We start from the raw sequence: 19676 nt of genomic DNA on the forward strand, positions 1-19676 counted from the left end.
AAATTAGTAATTCTGTTCTTTCAATTCAAAGTAGCTCTTTGGATGAGCACAAGAAGGACAAACTTCTAAAGCTTTCTTACCTTCGTAAACATAACCACAATTATCACACTTCCATCTTACTACTTCATCTCTCTTAAATACTTTATCTTCTTTAATATTTTCTAGTAAAGTCAAATATCTTTTCTCATGCTCTGCTTCCACTTTAGCTATCTCTCTAAAGACCTGGGCTATTTTAGTAAACCCTTCTTCTTCAGCTACATCCGCAAATTTAGGATATAATTCTGTATGTTCTTCATTTTCTCCTTCTGCAGATGCTTTTAAATTTTCCTCAGTTGTACCAATCACCCCTGCTGGATAAGCAGCAGTTATTTCTACATCCCCACCTTCTAAAAACTTAAAGAAAGTCTTAGCATGAGCTCTTTCATTACGAGCTGTTTCTGAAAAGATACTAGCAATCTGATTATACCCTTCTTTTTTAGCTACGGACGCAAAGAAGCTATACCTATTTCTTGCTTGAGACTCTCCCGCAAAAGCTTTCAATAAATTTTTCTCAGTTTCAGTTCCTTTTAACTTTGCCATAAATAAATCTCCCCTTTATCTACTTTTTTAGATCTAGAATAACTATCATCTTTTAGCTACGCTTTCCATAATCCATGTAAATTACAATACTCACGTACTTCAACTATTTCATCCTTATCAACATTAAATTGAACTACTGGCTTTTGATCTACATCAAGTTCAGCACGCAGAACCTGATCAGCGGTTAAAACTTCAATGAATTTAATATAGTGCTCTTCTTCCATCGGATGATGAGTACTACCAACAACTACTTCAACTCCATCATCAACCTCTTCAACTATCGGAACATGTTTTTGCTGATTAGGATCACCAGTTTGAGCCTCTAATTGCTCCATCTTTTCACCACAACAGACCAAAGCTGGTGCACCTTGATGAACAATTTCAATTACATTGTCACACTTAGTACACCTATATAATTCTCTTAATTTAGTCATTATTCCCCTCCTAAATTTAATTTTTAATCGTCTAGTTAAAAATTACTGTAGAATAAATAACTCTTATTTGTAGTAATAATTATTACTCTTAAAATAGTATTTCTAGACTAAAACTATTTTTCCTGCTTATTTTTCTAATTTTTTTCTTTAATTTTAGATCACTTCTCATAAATTATATAACTAATTATAGAAGAATTTAGTTTGAAATGTTTATTAATTTATTAAAGGAAAATTAATGTTAATATAGAATTAGGTAGTGTGGCTTTAAAATCAAAATTTTTAATCTTTAATCATTTACAAATGCTGGACCAATTTTACAATTAAATATAAGTAAGTTAATTAACCTTATCTCTTAGAAGTTTGAATTTTAATTATATACATTATAAAGCAATGTGCAGATAGAAGTTAACATATCTAATTTAAGTAAGAACACTATTAAGGAGGAAACTTAATTGCTAATTATAATATTAATAATAATTACTGTAATTTTAATCATTTCACACTCAAGACATAATAGAATTAAACAGAAACTAACTCTTAAACAAAATTTCCAACAAGAAATCATTAATACTACTAACTCACTAATAATTACTTTAGACAAGAATTATAATATCACTTCATTTAATGAAAATTCAGAAATATTGACAGGCTACCAATCCAAAGAAATCATTGGTGAACATTTCTTTAAACTCATTAAAAATAATACAGATAGAAAAGAGTTACAAAATATCTTTTTTGATATATTAAATAAAAACAAGCGAAAAAAATCTCCTTTCATAACCACTATTAATTGTAACAAAAATGAAGATTGTAATAAACAAGAATACTTTATCTCTTGGACTTTTTCTAATCTTAAGAACCCTGCTCAAAAAGAGCACTCTATTTTAGCTGTAGGAATAGATATAACAAAATTAGAGGAAACTAAAAAATCTTTAACATATCAAGAACAACATGATTCCGTAACAGGTCTACCCAATCGTAAATATTTCAATCAACAATTCAAAAAAGAAGTTGAATATGCATCAAATAACAATAAAAGCTTTGCAGTAATATTTCTTGATATTGATCGTTTTAAACTAATTAATAGTATCCACGGTCATAAAATTGGGGATTTAATCTTAAAAAGCGTAGGAGAGCAATTGCAAGAAATCCTAAAAGAAAGGGATACAATTGCTCGAATGGGAGGAGATGAATTTATAGGGCTATTAACTGAAATTAAAAGACCAAAAAAAGAAATTAAAACAATTGCTAAAGAAATTTTAAGTCTCTTTGAAGAAGACTTTACAGTTAATGGGAAGGAGTTTAATTTAACAGCTAGCATAGGTATTGCCCTTTATCCTTCCGATGGTAAAACAGCAGAAGATTTATTGAAAAATGCTGATATAGCAGTCTATCGCGCTAAAGAGATTAGAGGTAACCGCTTTGAATTATATGATATTGATATGAATCATAAGGTTAATGAAAAGTTATTTATAGAAAGAGACTTGAGAAAAGCAATTCAAAGTGATCAATTAGAAGTCTATTATCAACCAATTGTAGATTTTAAAACCGGAAAAATTACTAAAGCAGAAGCACTAGTCCGCTGGAATCATCCACAGCGTGGTCTAATTTCACCAGGTAAATTTATTCCTTTAGCTGAAGAGACAGGACTAATCGTTCCCTTAGGTAACTATGTTTTGAAGAATGCTTGTCAGCAAATTAATCACTGGATTGAAACAGGACATAACCCAATTAAAATTTCTGTTAATCTTTCAGCTCAACAGTTACATAAGCCTGACTTAGAGAAGACAGTAAAAGATATACTTGCCTCTACAAACCTAAAACCTAATTTGTTAGGAATTGAAATTACAGAAAGTATAGCCATGCAAAATATTCCTTTGACCAGCTCTATCTTAGAAAGGTTTAAGGAAATGGGAATTTCAGTCTTGTTAGATGATTTTGGTACTGGTTATTCTTCTTTAAGTTATTTAACCAAATTCCCAATAGATATCTTGAAAATAGATCGCTCCTTTATTAAGGACATCTCTAGTAAAAAAGGAAAGAGTGCTATTGTATCTGCTATTATAGCTATGGCTAAAAAGTTAAATATTAAAACTGTCGCTGAAGGTATTGAGACAGAACAACAGTTTGATTTAGCTAAAGATTATAATTGTGATGAAGCACAAGGATATCTATTTAGCAAACCTGTATCTGCTAGTGAATTTGAAGAGTTATTGAAAAAAAGCAGAGGCTTTAATTTAGATTCAGCTTAAGCTGATCACAAAGTTAACCTAGCTTTATTTAATGCTTATTTCTTTAAAATAAAATACTCTTTCTCCTTTACCATTCCTCTGAACTTTGCTTACGTATAAACTCTTCGACAGCATCTGAATTGACTCCCCTTTGAGAATCACCAGTCATAATCTGAGGGGTAATAAAAATCACTAGTTCCGTCTTCTGTAAAGCAGCTGTCTCTTTGTTAAATAAATAACCTATTAAAGGTACATCTCCAAGGATTGGAACTTTAGAGTTGTTTTTTATCTCTTCCTCCTTAATTAAACCACCAATTGCAATCGTCTCATTACTTGCAACTCTAATTTGAGTTTCAACCTCCCTAGTGCTAATCACTGGATAATCATTATTTTGGCCCGTTCCTGTAACGGCACTTACCTCAGGTTTTAACTTGATCAATACCTGATCCTGATCAGTTATTCGTGGAGTCATTTGCAAACTAATCCCAACATCTACAAACTCTACATCAACCTCTCCCTCACCTACATCCCTTGTAATTGGTTCTCGATCACCAATCCTAATCGTTGCTTTTTCTCCATCAAGAGTAGCAAGTTGAGGACTTGCTAAAATAGATGCTTCCGCTTGTAATTCTAATAAGTTCAAAACTGCATTATAATTAAAAAGAGTATTTCCTATTTTAAAGCCTGTTCCATCACCTCCAGAACGATTAAACTTAAGATCACTAAATTGCCAATCAATTCCCAAACTATCCTTTTTATTATAAGAAATTTCTACTAACTTAACCTCTAAAGCTACTTGTTCTTTAGCTAAGTCTAGTTTTGTGATCAAGCTCTCTACTTTTTCTAAATTGCTTTCGTAAGTAGTTATAACCAAGCTATTAGTCCGTTGATCAATTACAACCTTACTATCATCAATTATGGAATTTAAACTCTCTTTTAATTGCTCGGGTTCTGAATTTTTCAATTGAAATACTTCAGTAACTTGTTGATCAAATCTTGCTTGTAAATTTCCAGCAGGAAAGATAACCACTGTTCCATCAACAATTCTATACTCTAAATCATGAGTAGTAGTTATTAGTTCTATAATTTCTAGTAAAGAAAGTTCTTGTAAGGTTACAGTTGCTCTTCCTTGAACAGAACTATCAACTATCAAATTAACACCAGATAATTCAGTTAGAATTCTAAAAATATCCTGTAATTCTGCTTCTTTAAAATCTAGGCTAATACCATCTATCTCCTCCATAATAACTTCATCTGCTTTAACTAAAGGAGAAAGATTTATGTTCACAAAACAAATTAGCAAGATCACTATACATATCAACCTTGTTTTAATTCTAATTAAGATCACCTCCTATAATGTTTTACCCCTTTAATTTTAAATTATGATTTTATTGGAAATAATATTATTATTTTACAAATTTAATTGATAGACGGCCCTAATAAAAAAACCGGATTACTTTAAAGTAATCCGGGCCAACACAAAAACTAAAAAAATATTATGTTTTAAAACTTAGTTTCCTACTAGTATCTCTTCTATATTCACTATCTTACTTCTCTTCAGTCTCTAAATAAAGTTGTTTCCATTCTAAATATTCCTTTTCTGGAAATAACTCTAAAACAAAAGGGAAGTCATCCTCCTTTAAGCGATTAGCTAGACTTTGAGCCTCAATCCACTCCGTAAAGGAACCTACATGGACTAGCTTAAGCCCCTTGTAAGGAATAATATAGGCTGAATAATCCATCTCCTCCAACTCATTAATAATATTATAAGCATTCACTTTTTCTTCAAATGCACCAACTTGGACTGCATAGATAGAACTAGTTACCTCCTGTTCAAAAGCTTCATCCTCTTTTATCTCAATCCACTTTTCACCTTCTTTTTCTTCTTTTAACTCCTCTAGTTCTTCTTCCTTTGCTAGTGATTTCTCTTCCTGTTTAACCATATCTTCTATAATAGTAGGAGTCATAAAAATAACCAGTTCTGTCTTATCATATTCAGTTGTAGTCCAACTGAATAGTCTTCCCAGAAGTGGAAGATCACCTAACAACGGTAATTTCCGCTTTCTCTCAAATTCTTCATCCTTGATCAAACCACCAATCACAATCGTCTCTCCATCAGCTACTCGAATATTCGTCTCTACTCTACGATTACTGAAGACTGGATATTGATTTCCTGTCACTCGGTCATCTCTATACTCTATAATTGCCGTTATCTCTGGCACTACCTCCACAAATATCTGCTCATTCTCTGTAATCCGTGGAGTGATCTCCAGATCAATTCCTACTTCTCGATAGTCAACCGATACTTGCTCATTACCATCTTGATCTACACTATAAGTGAAAATAGGCTCCTCATCTCCGATCATAATAGTAGCGGCTTCACCATCAATAGTAGAAATTTGTGGCCGGGCCAAAATACTACTCTCACCTTTACTTTCTATAAATTTTAAAATATCTGTATAACCTTTATAATTTAAAGTGCTCAGATTATCTAAACTCAAATCATCTCCACTCAAACCTATCTCTTCCATCTTATCATGGGAAAACTCCTCTATTCTAACTTCTAGAGCAATCTGCTTTTTAGCTATATCAAGTTCACCAATCAAGCTTTCTACTGTCTTAAGTTCCTCTTGAGAAGCAGTAACTATCAGGCTTTTTGTCCGATCATCAACTCTGATATTACCATCATCTATAATCAAATTTAAAGTCTCTTTTATCTCATCAGGCTCAGAATTATTAAGCTCAAAAACTAGAGTCTCCTTTTCAGTATAGAACTCTTTTAAACGTTCAGGTGTTGAGATTACTACTGAATTATGAAGCATCTTATAATCTAAACCATTGGTTTTAGTCAAAAGATCTAACGCTTCAAAAAATTCAAGCTGCTTCAAATTAAGCGTAACTTGCCCTTCTAGCGAAGCATCAGCAACTATATTTATATCAGCTATCTCAGCTAAAGCACTAAAAGCATCTCTTAGCTCAACCCCTCTCAGATTCAGATCTATCTTTGTATCATTAACTTTAGACTCCAATATAGATTCATTCTCAGTAAACGATTCCACTACATTTGTAGTTAAAAATAAAGTGCTAAATCCCACTAACAGAATAATAGTTAAAATCTTATGCTTAAATTTAATCTTCTTCACCTCCTAGTCTATAAGTAACCTGCTGGCCATCTTGAAGGATAATAACCTCTTTAGCTGTTATTGATTTAACCTTTAACCATTCAACTTCAAAACCTTGATCGACTATATAACTACTACCACTAACCTCCAAAATAGCTTTTCTATCAGTCTCCGCTCCTAAAATTCCTATCACTTCAACCCTTCTATCAAGCTCTATATTCTCTTTCCCATCAGATTCTCTATCTTCAATCTCTTTTACTTTCTTAACTTCTTCTATCTTAAAGGGATTTCTATTATTTAGCTCATAGTCTATGGAGGCTAAATTATTCTTTCTAGTACTTAACTCTTTTAAGTCAGTAGGTAATTGAACCTCAACCTCAGCTCTACGTTGTCTATCAATCATAGTTTTTAACTCATCTTCAAATTCAACTAAACCTTGATTGAAAAGAAGACCATTCAAAAAAACATAAGATAAGATAACACCACTACCAAAGAAAAAGAGGGCAAGTAAAAAAATTAAAAAGACTTTTAAATTGACTGAACTAAAGATATCTTTAAATTTAGTAACCAACTCAATCCCCCTCCTCTTTGAAGGCATAACCTATTACCTCTATTTCAAAGATGATCTCTCTACTTAAAGTTGATGCTAAAGAAATTTCTAAATTATTGGCCCGCACTAAATAATCAAATTCAGATAACTCCTTGATAAAGTCCAACAAACCACTATAATCTCCAACCAAGGCTAAGTTGACCGGATACTGGATATATTCATTTTCTTTACGAGTATTAGCCGGACTGATACTCACTAATTCCATTCCTGCTACTAAGGCTGCTTCATCAAGGTCTACGATCAATCTATTCCTTTGCCCAACCTCTAAAAATTCAACTCCTCCTTCTTTCAACTCCTCTAACTTCTTTATTTCCTCTCTTAAAAGCCTAATTTTGCGCAATTGAAAACTACTCAATTCCAACTTATGTAACTTCTCTTCCAGCTCAACTTCCAGTCTAGCCCTTTCTTCCCACTGCGGAGCATAAAAAAAATGATAAGTTCCTGCTACAATAGATACAACCATAAGGATAATTAATAATTTCTTCTCTCTAGAAGTCAATCCTCTAAGTTCCATCATCGATCACCCTGACTTCTAGCTATAGTACCACTCAATTTAAAGAATATAGCTTTCTCTTCTGCATAATCTAAATAACTAATATCCCTTTGTTCAACATAATCAACCTCTAAATCACTAAAATAAGGTGAAGTCTCTAACCTTTCAACCAAATTTCTTACCTCAGCTCTTAAAACATAGCCATCAAGGTTAAAATCTGTAGCTGAATAAATATTAAACTCCTCAATCCAAGCTCCTTTAGGCATCAATAATTCCAACTCTCCCATCATAGATAACCAGTCCACCTGTTTACCTATGATCTCAGCTCTATTTTTAAGCCTACTTACTAACTCCTCTTTTTTATTTTCCACGGCTGATAAATCTTCTAATTCCGCTTGAACCTGACTTAGCTTATTTTCTGTTATTTTCAGCTTCATTCTCTCTTCTCTATTATGTAAAACTAATCGTACAGAGCTAACAACAACTACTAAGAGAATAACTACTACTAAACTGCTAGTTATAATCTTCATCCAGTCGGTCTTCTGCTCCTCTAAATACTTAGATGGTAATAGATTAATCATTACCTGTTACACCCCTTAAAGCCAACCCTACACTTACTCCTAGCAACTGCTGTGCAGCTAGCTCCATATTATTCTCTGTTTCAACCCTTAAGGAATCTAATAACTCTAATTTTGTGACCTCTATTCCAAACTCCTCACTTAAATGCTGATCAAAACCTATCAATCTACTTCCGCCTCCAGTTAAAATCACCTGTTCTATATTATAACCTTTAAATTTAACTTGAAAGTAATCTAGAGACCTGTATATAGTAGTAGTTAGATTTCTAATAATCAATCCTAACTCCCCTTCAAAGAGATTATTATTACACTTATACTCTTCCGCTTCTGCCAGCTCCAACTCATGATTGTCAGCCACCTCTTCAGTAATATTGTCTCCACCTACACTGATAGTTCGAGTAAATAGAAGTTGGCCCTGACTACAAATTGAAACATCGGTAGTCGAAGCTCCCATATCTATAATGGCCAAGGTTTGGCCCGAGTAGAGATGTTCAATCGCTCTAATCAAAGCTAACGGTTCTATCTCGATAGCAAGAGCCTTTAAATCTAACCTCTCAAATAGTTCTAAATAATTATCTATAATATCTCGATCAACCGCTACCAACATTAACTCGTAACTACCATTTTCTTTGCGGTTAATAATTTCATAATCTAAGATTACATTCTCTAAAGACATCGGAAGCTGCTCTTGGGCCTCCCATTTAACAGCTTCTGGCAGCTCTTCTTTAGGCATAGCAGGGATTTCCACCATTCTGCTAATTAGCTCCTCCCCACTGATAGCAGCCACTACGTGAGTAGGTTCAAAACCATTAGTACTCAATAGTCCATCTATCTTAGCACTTAAAGCTTCCAAATCTAATAACTTTCCTTCTTCTACTGCATCAGGAGGGGTTGGTACTACAGCCAAGTTCTTAAGTACAATCTCTTCTCCATCTAGGTCAGCACTTACAATTTTGATCATATTAGAGCCGATATCAAGACCGATCACCTCTTTATTAAGCAGACCTGAGATATTGTTTTGGAAAAGAACCTCTATTTTATTTTGAAATAAATTATTAACCTTATTGATTAATTTCACCTCACCACCCCCTTCGTTAATTCTTTGTACAATTTAATTATTGACTATCTTTCTGACCACGGATCAATTATATATCTATCTTCTTCACTTTTGTCATAACCTGGATCACACTCAAGTTCATTAGAAAAGCTACTGTCATCATAGTTTTTAATAATATAGTCTACTCCTTCTTCAAAAGTAGAACCGCCCCTTTCCTTTATCTCAACTTTATCTATATCAGCACTTACAACATAAATTATTACATTATTCATTACAGCCCCTTGTCCTAAGTCAATTTCAACCTCTCCTTTAGACTTAATAACTACATTTTCCATTGTAGTATTATTACTAGGCTTTATTGTAACATCTCCTTCTGATTCAAAAACCACGCATTCCATATTTCCTCCACTTGCTAAGTCTGTCTCAATTCCTTCCTTAGATTTAATAAGAACATTTTTAATTTCATTATCGCCTCCACCACCAGCAATTTTTATATCAACCTCGTTTTCAGTTGATTCTATAGTTGTATTTTTAATATCTCCTCCTCCACTCATATGCACATCAATATATTCTTCAGTAAAAATATGTGCATTTTCTAAATTACCATCCTCATCATAAGCATCCTCTACCTCTTCATAGGAAAAACCCTCAACAACAAACTTTGCCTCTACAGTTCTACTGCTATTAGTGTAAGTACCAGTACTTTCAAGCTTATAAATCCAATCATCTTCCCCATCTTTATTTTTATACTTTTTTACTTTAATTTCATTTTCACTATCAACTATATTATTAAACCAATCATCATTATTAGGTACAACAAACTCATCACCGTTTCTATCCTTCCAAGCAGTTTCATCACCTAGTTTAGATCGACCATATTCCAAACCTGCTTCAGCTAAATAAAAAGCTTTAACAGAACCTTCATTGCTACTAGTTAATCTAATCTCACTATTAACTAAAACAGACATTCCCGTAACTAAAACAGTTAAGATAATCATCACCAGCAGGGCCAACACCAGCACCGATCCCTCTTCTTGATGGATAAGCACCCTTACCCACCCCCTTTATAATTTCTAAGATATATCTTAGTCTCGAAGCTATCACCTTGATTACCTGTTTTCAGATTAAAGATGACTTCGAAAATTCCACCATCTTTTTTAAAAGGTTCTTCCTGATAAGCTTCAATATCTATTATTCCAGTAGCAAACAACTCTGGCTCCCCAAAATTACTATTACCTTTTTCTTTTTCACTTCTTCTCAGTTTTTTATTATCTTTGTCAATTTCATATCTTATCTCTTCTAAATCATCACCTTGACCATAATATAAAGTAACCATATAACCATCAGGCTCTATTTTCAGCTTCCTAGCACTTCTGGCATCTCTAGAAATCCGCATCATTAATAACCTAGCCGTCTGTTGAAGTTTCACACGATCTTGACTAAAGTTCCAGACCCTCCAGCCTGTCAGGTGAGTATTATAGATAGCTGTAAAAACAACTCCGATAATAGCTATTACAATCATCAGTTCTATTAACGTTACAGCCTTCTGTTCTCTATGAAAGCTTTGCATAAACCCACCCCCAGAATTAATTAATAATTAATCTTCAATCAAAAATGACTTTTCTGCAATTAAAGTTACTAATTTAATCTTTTGATCTTCCCAAGAAACAGTAACCGTTATCTTTTTAATATTTTTATCCGGTTCAGTAGGAAATTCACCAACAACCACTTTTATTGAAAAAACAACTTCTTCCTCCTGATAATCATTCCATTTATCTTCTAAAAGATTAAAATCTCGCTCAGCATCAGCTTTTAACTCCTCCATAGTCTGTTGGGCCAAATTCAAAGCCCGAGTCCGTTGGTCAATCCTACCTATAAAGCCGAGACTATTACTGAAAAAACTCAAAGTAGGTATTAAGACAATAGAGAGAATAGCAATCCCGATGACAACCTCAAGTAGACTGAATGCTTCTTCTTTAGAAAAAATCTCTTTATAGATCATCAGCATTACTCCCCCCTAGTTAATTTACAATTGATAATTGACAGTTAAATTTTTATAGATGTTATAAGCTCACAACTCTATTCATCAAACTCCAAAAAGGTTCAAATACCACGCAATGATCTGCTCTCCACCTAAAAGCATCATCACCGCTCCTAAAGCAATCAGTGGCCCAAATGGAATCCGAGTCTTTCTCCCTATAACACCTGCTATCATCAAGGGTAAGAGCACAACTGAGCCGAGCAGTGAGCCAAAAAAGAGACTATACAGAGCCACTCTTGCTCCCACAAAACTGCCAATCATTGCTAAAAATTTGACATCACCCATGCCCATACTACCACTCACTACCGCCAGTAATAAAAGAGCTCCACCTGCTATTACTATCCCAAGCAGAGATGAAATTAAAGAGATATGATTAAATAATAAACTGAATATAAGTCCGACCCCAATCCCAAAATAATTGATCTGATTGGGGATAATTCTTTTCTGTAAGTCAATCACACTGGCTGGTATTAAAAGTGTTAACAGAAAGCTATAGACTAGAAACTGAGAGCCTAAAGAGTACTGCTGATAAAGGAGCAGAAAGAGGAGTCCGGTCAAGAACTCCACCACTGGATACTGTAAAGAAAATCTGCTCTTACAATAACGACACCGCCCCCCCAACAGCAAGTAACTAACAACAGGTATTAGATCCCAAGCACCGAGCTTAGTCTGGCAGTGACCACACTGGGAGCGAGGAAAGACTATTGATTTTCCAGCAGGCAGACGATAGATAACGACATTGAGAAAACTACCGATCATTAGTCCGAAAATAAAGATTAGTATATTCATTATAATCCCGCCCAGCAATATTATTTTTACAATAAATTTCATTTAAATTTATATTCCAATCAATTTTCAAATGAATTTAAACAGTTTACTCTTTTTCTAAACTAGGTTTACTCTCATTAGAATCCAATCCTTCATCAGAATCCAATATAATATACTCTCCTTCAATTTGCTCATTTGTCCAGACAATATACTCATTATCATCATTATTAACATCATAATTATAAACTTCATCATCATCAGTCGGATCATCAATCACAGCCTGAGTTGTATATCCATCATCCTGTGCGTTACCATCATCATCTTTAGGATCAACTAATTCAGATAAGCCATCATCATCCGATCCGTCACTGGTTTCTGGATAATTACCAACATCCATCCTATACATTTCCAATGCATTCTGAATATTACGCAGGTCAGATTCAACCGCTGCTTTATCTGCTCTATCACCTATCCCCGTCAATCTCGGTACAGCCACCCCAGCTAAAGTTCCCAAGACCACAATCACCAACATCAACTCAACCAAAGTAAAACCATCCTCACGACTAAACTTGCTTCTTAACTTTGTTATCATTTTTATCCCCACTTTCTTATTTAATATTTAATACTGAATATTGAATAGTTAAAAATCAAAACCTCACAATTAACTATTAGTTTATTAACAGTATAATATTTCAATCTAAAAACAATCTAAAATTAGTTTAAGTCTCAGGTTAAGGATAAGTAAGAGCAAGGCCTTAAAACTAATAAACTATCTACAAACTTTAAGAAATTCAGATTAAACTCTTAATCGCCCCAACTTCTACCACTAACACCTCCCTCAGTAATCGTTAACCGATTATCATAATCATCTGCTATAGTTAGCGTAAATGAATCATCAGCTCCAGAGGGAGAATCTTCGTCATCAATTATTTCAACATCTAAATCAGAGATACTAAACTCATCTCCTAAAGCATCATTTAAATCTGCTATATTACTAATCTCATCTAAATCAGGATAACCACCTTCAAATGTCCGATACATCTCCATCACATTACGAATAGTATTGGCATTGGCCTCTAGGACAGATCGCTGGGCCCGCTCTTGAATCCCACTCAACCTCGGAATTGCAACCCCCGCCAAAACTCCTAAAACTACAATTACTACCAACAGCTCAATTAAAGTAAATCCATCCTCCCTAGCCCACCTTCCCATCAGCACCCCTCCTTTCTTAACATAAAGTGTCAGTGGTTCGTGTCTGTGTCAGTAAGCCAACCCCTTTAAACCCCTTAAACATAGGATTTGAAAGTTAGTTTTTTTACTGACACCGACACTGACACTATGTACATGAATTAATCAAAACCCTTGAATCATCTCAAACATCGGCAGCATCACTGAAATTACAATTCCTCCGACAACGACTCCTAAGATGAGAATCATAGCTGGTTCAATCAAGGAGATCATAGCATCAACCTTATACTCTACCTCTCGTTCATAAAAATCAGCCACCTTTTCCAACATCCCATCGAGATTTCCAGTCTCTTCACCGACTCTGATCATCTGTAATACCATCGTCGGAAATAAGCCATCTTGAACGAAGGGAGTGGCTATGCTTTGGCCCTCACTGACACTCTGGCGAGCTTCCATAATCCTCTCTGCTATCACTTGATTGGTCATGATCCTAGCTACTACCTCAAAGCCCTCTAAAATCGTAACTCCACTTCTAATCAAAATAGAGAGAGTTTTACTGAATCTGGTCACCGCAATCTTGATTAACAGATCTCCAACCAGAGGTATCTTTAATAGTAAATCATCAATCCCTCTTCTCCCATCTTCACTCTGATAATAACGATACAGAGCAAAAACCCCAGTTGCTAATACTAGCAAAATCAAATACCAGTAATTAGTAATAAAGCCGGTGATCACCATCAAAATTCTAGTAGGTAATGGTAAAGCAATATCCATACCTGCAAACATATTAACAAAAGTAGGTAAGACAACCCCTACCAAAAAAACCACCACTCCCATAGCCACCAACATAATTACAACCGGATAAGCTAAAGCTGAAGTAATCTTTTGATTGAGATCATTCTCTCGTTCAAAATGATCAGCCATCTCATTTAGGGTTTCATCTAGAACTCCTCCTATCTCTCCAGCCTCCATCATACTGATAAAGAGCTGGGGAAAGATCTGATCCTCCTCTGCTAAAGCCTCGGAAAGAGCCATTCCCCCTTCCACATTCTCTCTTACAGAGTTGATCGCCTCTCGTAATTTATGTTTAGTAGTCTGTTCAGCAAGAATATTGAGTGATCTGACTAATGTAAGTCCAGAATCAATCATAGTTGCAAACTGACGGCAAAACAGGGAGAGATCCTTTAAATTAACCTTCTGTAATTGATGAAACCGATCTCGTAGACCACCTCCACCAACACTGACCTCTTCAATAGAGGTGATATAGTAACCACGATTGCGTAACCTCATCACCACTGCACTCTCACTTTCGGCTTCTATTCTACCTTCAGTCAACACTCCTTCACTATCTCGGACCTTATACTGAAATAATTGTGGAATAGAAATCCCTCCTTTAAATCAACTTCTGTAAAACCTCAACTTTATTAGCTTTTTTTAATGCCATTCTTCGAGTAATCTCCCCTTCTAAATAGAGATCACGTAATGAATAATCCATACTGTGCATCCCCTTATCGCCCCCCGTCTGCATAATAGAGTCTAATTGATGAGTTTTGCCTTCTCGAATTAAATTCCTAACAGCTGAATTAACAATCAATAATTCCGTAGCTGCTACACGGCTCATATTATCCACAGTAGGTAATAATTGCTGGGATAAGACCCCTTCTAATGTTAAAGAGAGCTGAGTTCGAATCTGATTCTGTTGATGAGGAGGAAAAACATCAATTACCCGTTCAATAGTTTCGGAAGCACTATTAGTATGTAAAGTTGCAAAGACCAAATGACCTGTCTCTGCCGCCGTAATAGCAGTAGATATAGTCTCTAAATCTCGCATCTCACCTACCAAGATCACATCAGGGTCTTGACGTAATGCTGCACGCAGTCCGTTAGCAAAATTCTGAGTATCCTTACCGACTGCTCGCTGATTAACTATACTTCGCTGATGTTGATGGACATACTCGATTGGGTCTTCTAAAGTAATGATATGCTTATCAGATTCCTGATTGATTAAATCAATCATCGCAGCTAGGGTAGTCGACTTACCGCTACCAGTAGGGCCAGTCACCAAAAACATCCCTCGTGGTTTGAAAGCCAACTCTCTTAGCTGCTGAGGTAGTCCTAATTCCTTAAAACTCAAAATTCGGCTAGGAATAGTTCTTAATACAGCCGCCACCTGACCTCGTTGTTGGAAGGCATTGACTCTGAATCTATGATCACCTAAGTGGTAAGCAAAATCAACTTCTCCCTGCTTTATAAATTCCTCTTCTTTTTCAGCAGGTACCATCCCCTTAATCATCTTCTCAGCCTTCTTAGCTGTTAGTTTCAGTTTTTTGCTACTCCTTAGCTCTCCATTAATCCTATATCTAGGCTCTATCCCTACTGTCAAATGTAAATCTGAAGCCCCCAACTTAATCCCTTCATCTAACAACTGATCTAATCTCACTATTTAACCTCCTCTTCTATCTGCACCTTCGTTACTCGCATTACCTCTTCTAAAGAAGTAATCCCTTCTGCCACTTTCATCAACCCTGACCCTTCTAGAGTAATCAATCCCTTATCCTTAGCCAAATCTTCTATTTCACTAGCTGAAGCATTCCGCATTACCAACTTCTCCATTTCAGCATCAACCTCTAACACCTCATGAATAGCGGTTCGACCTCGATAACCTGTCTGGTTACAGACTCTACAACCTTGCGGGCCAAAGCGTTCAACCTCTGCTTCTCCATCCTGAATCGCTTTCCTCTCTAATGCCTCTTTAAAAGAGTTCAACTTCTGATCAAAATCTTCAGGCAACTCCTTAACTGTTTTACAATCATCACAGAGTTTCCTTAATAACCGCTGAGCTACAACGCCTAAGACCGAAGAAGCAACCAAAAAAGGCTCAACCCCCATATTGACCAGTCTAGCCAAAGCTCCAGAAGCTTGATTGGTATGTAGGGTACTCAATACTAAGTGGCCAGTTAAAGCAGCATGAATAGCAATTTCAGCCGTCTCCTTATCTCTAATCTCTCCTACCATTATAATATCTGGATCCTGACGTAAGATAGATCTCAACCCATTAGCAAAATCAAGCCCAGCCTTCGGATTGGTCTGAACCTGATTAACCCCATCTAATCTATACTCTACTGGATCCTCAACAGTAATAATATTTTGCTCTGCACTATTTAGAGATTTCAAAGCTGAATAGAGGGTGGTAGTCTTTCCACTCCCTGTTGGCCCGGTAATCAAGATCATCCCATAAGGCTGATTGATCAATCTTTTGAATAAACGCTCCTGTTCTGGCAAAAATCCTAACTGCTTCAAATCAAGCATCAAACTACTCTTATCCAAAATCCTGATTACTACCTTCTCACCTTTAATTGTAGGTAAGGTCGAAACTCGTAAATCAACCTCCCTATTCTCCAAATCCAACTCTACCCTTCCATCTTGAGGTACTCTGCGTTTAGCAATATCGAGACCAGCCATAATCTTAATTCTTGAAATCAAAGCAGAATGGGTATGGCGAGGAACATTCATCTCATTATACAGGACTCCATCGACTCTATATCTGACTCTAACTATCTGCTCTTGAGGTTCAATATGTATATCACTGGCTTTGAGTTGAATCCCTTCTTCAATAATATTATTGACCAACTTCACTACTGGAGCCTCTTCTACCATCTGTCGCAACCTATTAAGCTCTAACTCTCCATCTTCTTCTAGTTGAACACGTGAACTAATATCTTCTACAAACTCATTTACCACATCTTCATTACCATAATACTGATTGATAGCATATTCTATCTCTTCTTCAATAGCAATTACCGGTGTTATTTCACAGTTTGTATGTACACTAATATCATCAATAGCCATCACATCCAAAGGATCGGCCATAGCTATCGTTAAATTATTCCCTTTCTTCTTCATCGGGATCAATCTATGCTTTTCAGCCAAAGCCTGAGGGATCACCTTTACTACCTCAGGATCAATGACAAATTTTCTTAAATTAACCTGAGGAATTCCTAGCTGAAATTCCAAAGCCTCCATTACATCCTGGTCAGTAATCAATCCCATCTCTTTCATCACTTGGCCCAGCCGCTTATCACTATCTTTTTGTTCCTGCAAAGCTTGCTGTAACTCCTCTTGCGTAATAAATCCTACCTCTACTAAAATATCGCCCAACCGTTTCTTTTTAATCATCTCTTCTATCACCCCAAAAAAACTAATAAAGATTTCTGATCGATTCCTTCTATTATATTCAAAGTACTCTTCAATAGTGCTTATAGTTCTATTTTATAATTAAAAATAATTAAATCCTAAGCCTTTAATTAAAGAACTTAGGACGGTTTCACCACTAACTCTGTATAATCCAGGTGACCAGATACAGATTATACTTCACTGTCTCCTATTAATAACAATTATTTATCTAATAATAAATATCTATTTCTACAATTAAATTAATTTCCCTTCTAAAACCACCTATTTTTTGAACTTCTCAATAAAGTAATCTTTTAAATAACCTCTTGAAATTAGTTCAATTTATTATTACAATTTAGGTCTATCTTTCAACTAATAACTCAGGATAATCTGTCATAATCCCATCAATATTTAAGTTCTTTAATCTAGTTATTTCATCTTGCTGATTTACTGTCCAAGTATTGATCATAAGCCCTGCTTGCTTAACAAGCTTGACCAACTCTTCAGTTACAGTCAGATAATGAGGATGAATTCCATCAGCATCTGCATCCCTAATCAATCTAAGTGGATCGACTGGCACAGAAGCAACCAAAATTGCCCCTTGCAACTCAGGATTAGTCTGTTTTAAGGATTTAATCAACTGATGATCGAAGGAAGAGATAATGACATCTTGACTAAAATCTCTTTCTTTTAATAACCTGACCAACTTTTTAACTAAGAGGTTATGATCTCTTCTGATCACTTTTAATTCAATATTAATCTGCAAGTGACCTTTTACCAATTCAATCACTTCTGCTAAGGACAAAATTCGCTCTTGGGCAAATTGTTCACTAAACCAACTTCCAATATCAATCTTTTTAAGCTCACTTAACTTCAACTCATTTACTTTCTTGTTAATTCCAGCAAGCCTTCTCAGATTATGATCATGAAAAACAATCAATTGATTATCCTTAGATAACTGAACATCTATTTCGATCATATCTAAATTAGCTTCCATTGCTTTTTCAAAAGAAGCCCGGGTGTTTTCCGGAGCCAACCCTGCAGCACCACGATGACCTATCTTCAACATCTAATCACTCCATGAATTTAAATTTTTTAACTTACTCACCTCAATATCGCAATTGACCAAACTAAGCTATATTATAATAATGTGGCACTTTTGATTTGGCGGGTAAAAATGATATTTGTAGGGGCAGGTCTCTGTGCCTGCCCATGTTAAATCACGGGCGACCACGGAGAGTCGCCCCTACAAAAATACATTCTTTTACGAACGAAAAGTGCCACTGTATATCAATTAATTGACTTTACCCATAAGATTAAATATAATATATAGTTGAACAGTAAGTAAACTTAAGCAAGGAGGACTTTTATGAACCCTGAACAGATTTTAAAAAAAGAGCTCAACCAATTGGCCCCCGTCTATTTAGCTTATGGGGATAATTACTTAATCAAAGAATTTAGTAAAAAATTCATTAATACTTTCGTCAATCAACAAATGAAAGATTTTGGTTATGATTTAATTACAGAAACTAGCGATGATTTTATTTATAGAATTATAAACTCAACCCAAGTAATGCCCTTTATGTCTGATAAGAGAATTGTAGTTGTCCATGCTACAAACTTATTCAGTAAAAAGATGGAGGGAAGTGATTCATTAATTACTCTACTTGATGATTTTCCCACAACAACTAGCTTGTTATTTGTCAGCTTTAAAAAACCTGACAAACGGCTTAAATTGTATAAAAAAGTAGCTAGCATAGGAGAAACACTGCAATTTAAAGAATTAAAATATAAAAAATTAGATAATTGGATTAAAACTAAAGTAAGAGCAGAAGGTTTAACTATTGATTTTCAAGCAATCAAATTGCTAGAATCAACCTTTAACAATGATTTGCAGCGATTAGATACAGAATTAGAAAAAATCATCACTTTTATTGGCCCTAAAAAGGAAGGAAAGATTACTAAACAGGATGTAACAAAAATCATCAGCAAAGATCAATTGCTAAAAGAAAATGCTATTTTTGACTTTGTAGATGCTATTGGTAAGAAAAATAATTCTCAAGCTTTAAATTTACTGAACCAAATTATAGAAGATGGTGGTTCTCCTAAACAAATCTTAGGAATGATTGCTCGACAGATTAGATTAATGATCCAGACTAAATCTTTATACCACAAAAATTTAACTGTTAAGCAAATTGCTCGTAAATTAAACCAACACCCCTATCCAATTGAAAAATGTTTAAAACAGAGTAAAAACTTCTCAATGGATAGTTTAGAGCAAGGCCTTGAAGAATTGCACAAAACAGATATAAAGTTGGTTAGCAAGGGTAATCCAGAACTAGAAATGGAGCTACTGATCTTAAAACTGAGCCAATTAGAATAATAAATTTAGTTAGATAATC

Annotated in this window: 20 protein-coding genes and 1 riboswitch; of the genes, 2 read left to right on the plus strand and 18 right to left on the minus strand. The window is 34.9% G+C overall.

Annotation, left to right across the window (positions count from 1 at the left end; genetic code table 11):
* Positions 1-3: 3 nt before the first annotated feature.
* Positions 4-579: a rubrerythrin gene (gene rbr, locus ACKF5P_RS05110; protein ID WP_408956414.1), complete on the minus strand. Its 576-nt coding sequence runs from the start codon at positions 577-579 to the stop codon at positions 4-6.
* A gap of 56 nt (positions 580-635) precedes the next feature.
* Positions 636-1013, minus strand: a complete 378-nt coding sequence (locus ACKF5P_RS05115) for a desulfoferrodoxin family protein (RefSeq protein WP_408956415.1) — start codon at positions 1011-1013, stop codon at positions 636-638.
* Positions 1014-1465: 452 nt separating this feature from the next.
* On the opposite strand from ACKF5P_RS05115, the gene ACKF5P_RS05120 reads away from it, so the two are divergent.
* Positions 1466-3265 (plus strand): EAL domain-containing protein, encoded by a 1800-nt coding sequence (locus ACKF5P_RS05120; RefSeq protein ID WP_408956416.1) that lies wholly within the window; start codon positions 1466-1468, stop codon positions 3263-3265.
* Between the two features lie 67 nt (positions 3266-3332).
* Here ACKF5P_RS05120 and ACKF5P_RS05125 read toward each other — a convergent pair whose 3' ends face one another.
* The 16 genes from ACKF5P_RS05125 to ACKF5P_RS05200 all read right to left on the minus strand — a co-directional run bounded on the left by ACKF5P_RS05125 (position 3333) and on the right by ACKF5P_RS05200 (position 18343).
* On the minus strand, positions 3333-4553 hold the full coding sequence (locus ACKF5P_RS05125; protein ID WP_408956417.1) for a type II secretion system protein GspD: 1221 nt from the start codon (positions 4551-4553) through the stop codon (positions 3333-3335).
* A 238-nt stretch (positions 4554-4791) separates the two neighbouring features.
* Complete coding sequence (locus tag ACKF5P_RS05130; RefSeq protein WP_408956418.1) at positions 4792-6387, minus strand: secretin N-terminal domain-containing protein; 1596 nt, start codon at positions 6385-6387, stop codon at positions 4792-4794.
* On the minus strand, positions 6374-6937 hold the full coding sequence (locus ACKF5P_RS05135) for a hypothetical protein (RefSeq protein ID WP_408956419.1): 564 nt from the start codon (positions 6935-6937) through the stop codon (positions 6374-6376). The genes ACKF5P_RS05130 and ACKF5P_RS05135 overlap by 14 nt, the downstream gene beginning before the upstream one ends.
* A gap of 1 nt (position 6938) precedes the next feature.
* A complete protein-coding gene (locus tag ACKF5P_RS05140) occupies positions 6939-7490 on the minus strand; it encodes a type 4a pilus biogenesis protein PilO (RefSeq protein ID WP_408956420.1) in 552 nt (183 codons plus the stop codon).
* Positions 7490-8050 carry a PilN domain-containing protein gene (locus ACKF5P_RS05145; protein WP_408956421.1) on the minus strand — a complete coding sequence of 187 codons (561 nt, stop codon included), beginning with the start codon at positions 8048-8050 and terminating at the stop codon, positions 7490-7492. The genes ACKF5P_RS05140 and ACKF5P_RS05145 overlap by 1 nt, the downstream gene beginning before the upstream one ends.
* The gene (gene pilM, locus ACKF5P_RS05150; RefSeq protein ID WP_408956422.1) at positions 8043-9125 is read right to left on the minus strand and encodes a type IV pilus assembly protein PilM; all 1083 of its coding nucleotides are present in this window, start codon (positions 9123-9125) and stop codon (positions 8043-8045) included. The genes ACKF5P_RS05145 and pilM overlap by 8 nt, the downstream gene beginning before the upstream one ends.
* Before the next feature lie 44 nt (positions 9126-9169).
* Entirely contained in the window at positions 9170-10153 is a 984-nt protein-coding gene (locus ACKF5P_RS05155; protein WP_408956423.1) for a pilus assembly PilX N-terminal domain-containing protein, read from the minus strand.
* Between the two features lie 2 nt (positions 10154-10155).
* On the minus strand, positions 10156-10674 hold the full coding sequence (locus ACKF5P_RS05160) for a PilW family protein (RefSeq protein WP_408956424.1): 519 nt from the start codon (positions 10672-10674) through the stop codon (positions 10156-10158).
* Between the two features lie 27 nt (positions 10675-10701).
* Complete coding sequence (locus ACKF5P_RS05165) at positions 10702-11112, minus strand: prepilin-type N-terminal cleavage/methylation domain-containing protein (RefSeq protein ID WP_408956425.1); 411 nt, start codon at positions 11110-11112, stop codon at positions 10702-10704.
* A 78-nt stretch (positions 11113-11190) separates the two neighbouring features.
* The gene (locus ACKF5P_RS05170) at positions 11191-11934 is read right to left on the minus strand and encodes a prepilin peptidase (RefSeq protein WP_408956426.1); all 744 of its coding nucleotides are present in this window, start codon (positions 11932-11934) and stop codon (positions 11191-11193) included.
* An 85-nt stretch (positions 11935-12019) separates the two neighbouring features.
* Positions 12020-12505 carry a type II secretion system protein gene (locus ACKF5P_RS05175; RefSeq protein WP_408956427.1) on the minus strand — a complete coding sequence of 162 codons (486 nt, stop codon included), beginning with the start codon at positions 12503-12505 and terminating at the stop codon, positions 12020-12022.
* A gap of 212 nt (positions 12506-12717) precedes the next feature.
* Positions 12718-13125 carry a prepilin-type N-terminal cleavage/methylation domain-containing protein gene (locus tag ACKF5P_RS05180; protein ID WP_408956428.1) on the minus strand — a complete coding sequence of 136 codons (408 nt, stop codon included), beginning with the start codon at positions 13123-13125 and terminating at the stop codon, positions 12718-12720.
* Positions 13126-13266: 141 nt separating this feature from the next.
* Complete coding sequence (locus ACKF5P_RS05185) at positions 13267-14439, minus strand: type II secretion system F family protein (protein ID WP_408956429.1); 1173 nt, start codon at positions 14437-14439, stop codon at positions 13267-13269.
* A gap of 55 nt (positions 14440-14494) precedes the next feature.
* Positions 14495-15541 carry a type IV pilus twitching motility protein PilT gene (locus tag ACKF5P_RS05190; RefSeq protein WP_408956430.1) on the minus strand — a complete coding sequence of 349 codons (1047 nt, stop codon included), beginning with the start codon at positions 15539-15541 and terminating at the stop codon, positions 14495-14497.
* Positions 15541-17277, minus strand: a complete 1737-nt coding sequence (gene pilB / locus ACKF5P_RS05195; RefSeq protein ID WP_408956431.1) for a type IV-A pilus assembly ATPase PilB — start codon at positions 17275-17277, stop codon at positions 15541-15543. The genes ACKF5P_RS05190 and pilB overlap by 1 nt, the downstream gene beginning before the upstream one ends.
* A 133-nt stretch (positions 17278-17410) precedes the next feature.
* Positions 17411-17492: riboswitch (cyclic di-GMP riboswitch) on the minus strand.
* Between the two features lie 143 nt (positions 17493-17635).
* Positions 17636-18343, minus strand: coding sequence for a glycerophosphodiester phosphodiesterase (locus tag ACKF5P_RS05200; protein WP_408956432.1), 708 nt, complete (start codon positions 18341-18343; stop codon positions 17636-17638).
* A 300-nt stretch (positions 18344-18643) separates the two neighbouring features.
* On the opposite strand from ACKF5P_RS05200, the gene holA reads away from it, so the two are divergent.
* Complete coding sequence (gene holA / locus ACKF5P_RS05205; RefSeq protein ID WP_408956433.1) at positions 18644-19657, plus strand: DNA polymerase III subunit delta; 1014 nt, start codon at positions 18644-18646, stop codon at positions 19655-19657.
* Positions 19658-19676: the final 19 nt, after the last annotated feature.

It is taken from the genome of Natroniella sp. ANB-PHB2, assembly GCF_046097105.1.
GTDB lineage: Bacteria > Bacillota > Halanaerobiia > Halobacteroidales > Halobacteroidaceae > Natroniella.

Bases quoted from the DNA above. Each gene is read 5' to 3' on its own strand.
- rbr (WP_408956414.1), bottom strand. From the start codon at position 579: ATGGCAAAGTTAAAAGGAACTGAAACTGAGAAAAATTTATTGAAAGCT.
- ACKF5P_RS05115 (WP_408956415.1), bottom strand. From the start codon at position 1,013: ATGACTAAATTAAGAGAATTATATAGGTGTACTAAGTGTGACAATGTA.
- ACKF5P_RS05140 (WP_408956420.1), bottom strand. From the start codon at position 7,490: ATGGAACTTAGAGGATTGACTTCTAGAGAGAAGAAATTATTAATTATC.
- ACKF5P_RS05145 (WP_408956421.1), bottom strand. From the start codon at position 8,050: ATGATTAATCTATTACCATCTAAGTATTTAGAGGAGCAGAAGACCGAC.
- ACKF5P_RS05160 (WP_408956424.1), bottom strand. From the start codon at position 10,674: ATGCAAAGCTTTCATAGAGAACAGAAGGCTGTAACGTTAATAGAACTG.
- ACKF5P_RS05165 (WP_408956425.1), bottom strand. From the start codon at position 11,112: ATGCTGATGATCTATAAAGAGATTTTTTCTAAAGAAGAAGCATTCAGT.
- ACKF5P_RS05170 (WP_408956426.1), bottom strand. From the start codon at position 11,934: ATGAATATACTAATCTTTATTTTCGGACTAATGATCGGTAGTTTTCTC.
- ACKF5P_RS05175 (WP_408956427.1), bottom strand. From the start codon at position 12,505: ATGATAACAAAGTTAAGAAGCAAGTTTAGTCGTGAGGATGGTTTTACT.
- ACKF5P_RS05180 (WP_408956428.1), bottom strand. From the start codon at position 13,125: ATGGGAAGGTGGGCTAGGGAGGATGGATTTACTTTAATTGAGCTGTTG.
- pilB (WP_408956431.1), bottom strand. From the start codon at position 17,277: ATGATTAAAAAGAAACGGTTGGGCGATATTTTAGTAGAGGTAGGATTT.
- ACKF5P_RS05200 (WP_408956432.1), bottom strand. From the start codon at position 18,343: ATGTTGAAGATAGGTCATCGTGGTGCTGCAGGGTTGGCTCCGGAAAAC.
- holA (WP_408956433.1), top strand. From the start codon at position 18,644: ATGAACCCTGAACAGATTTTAAAAAAAGAGCTCAACCAATTGGCCCCC.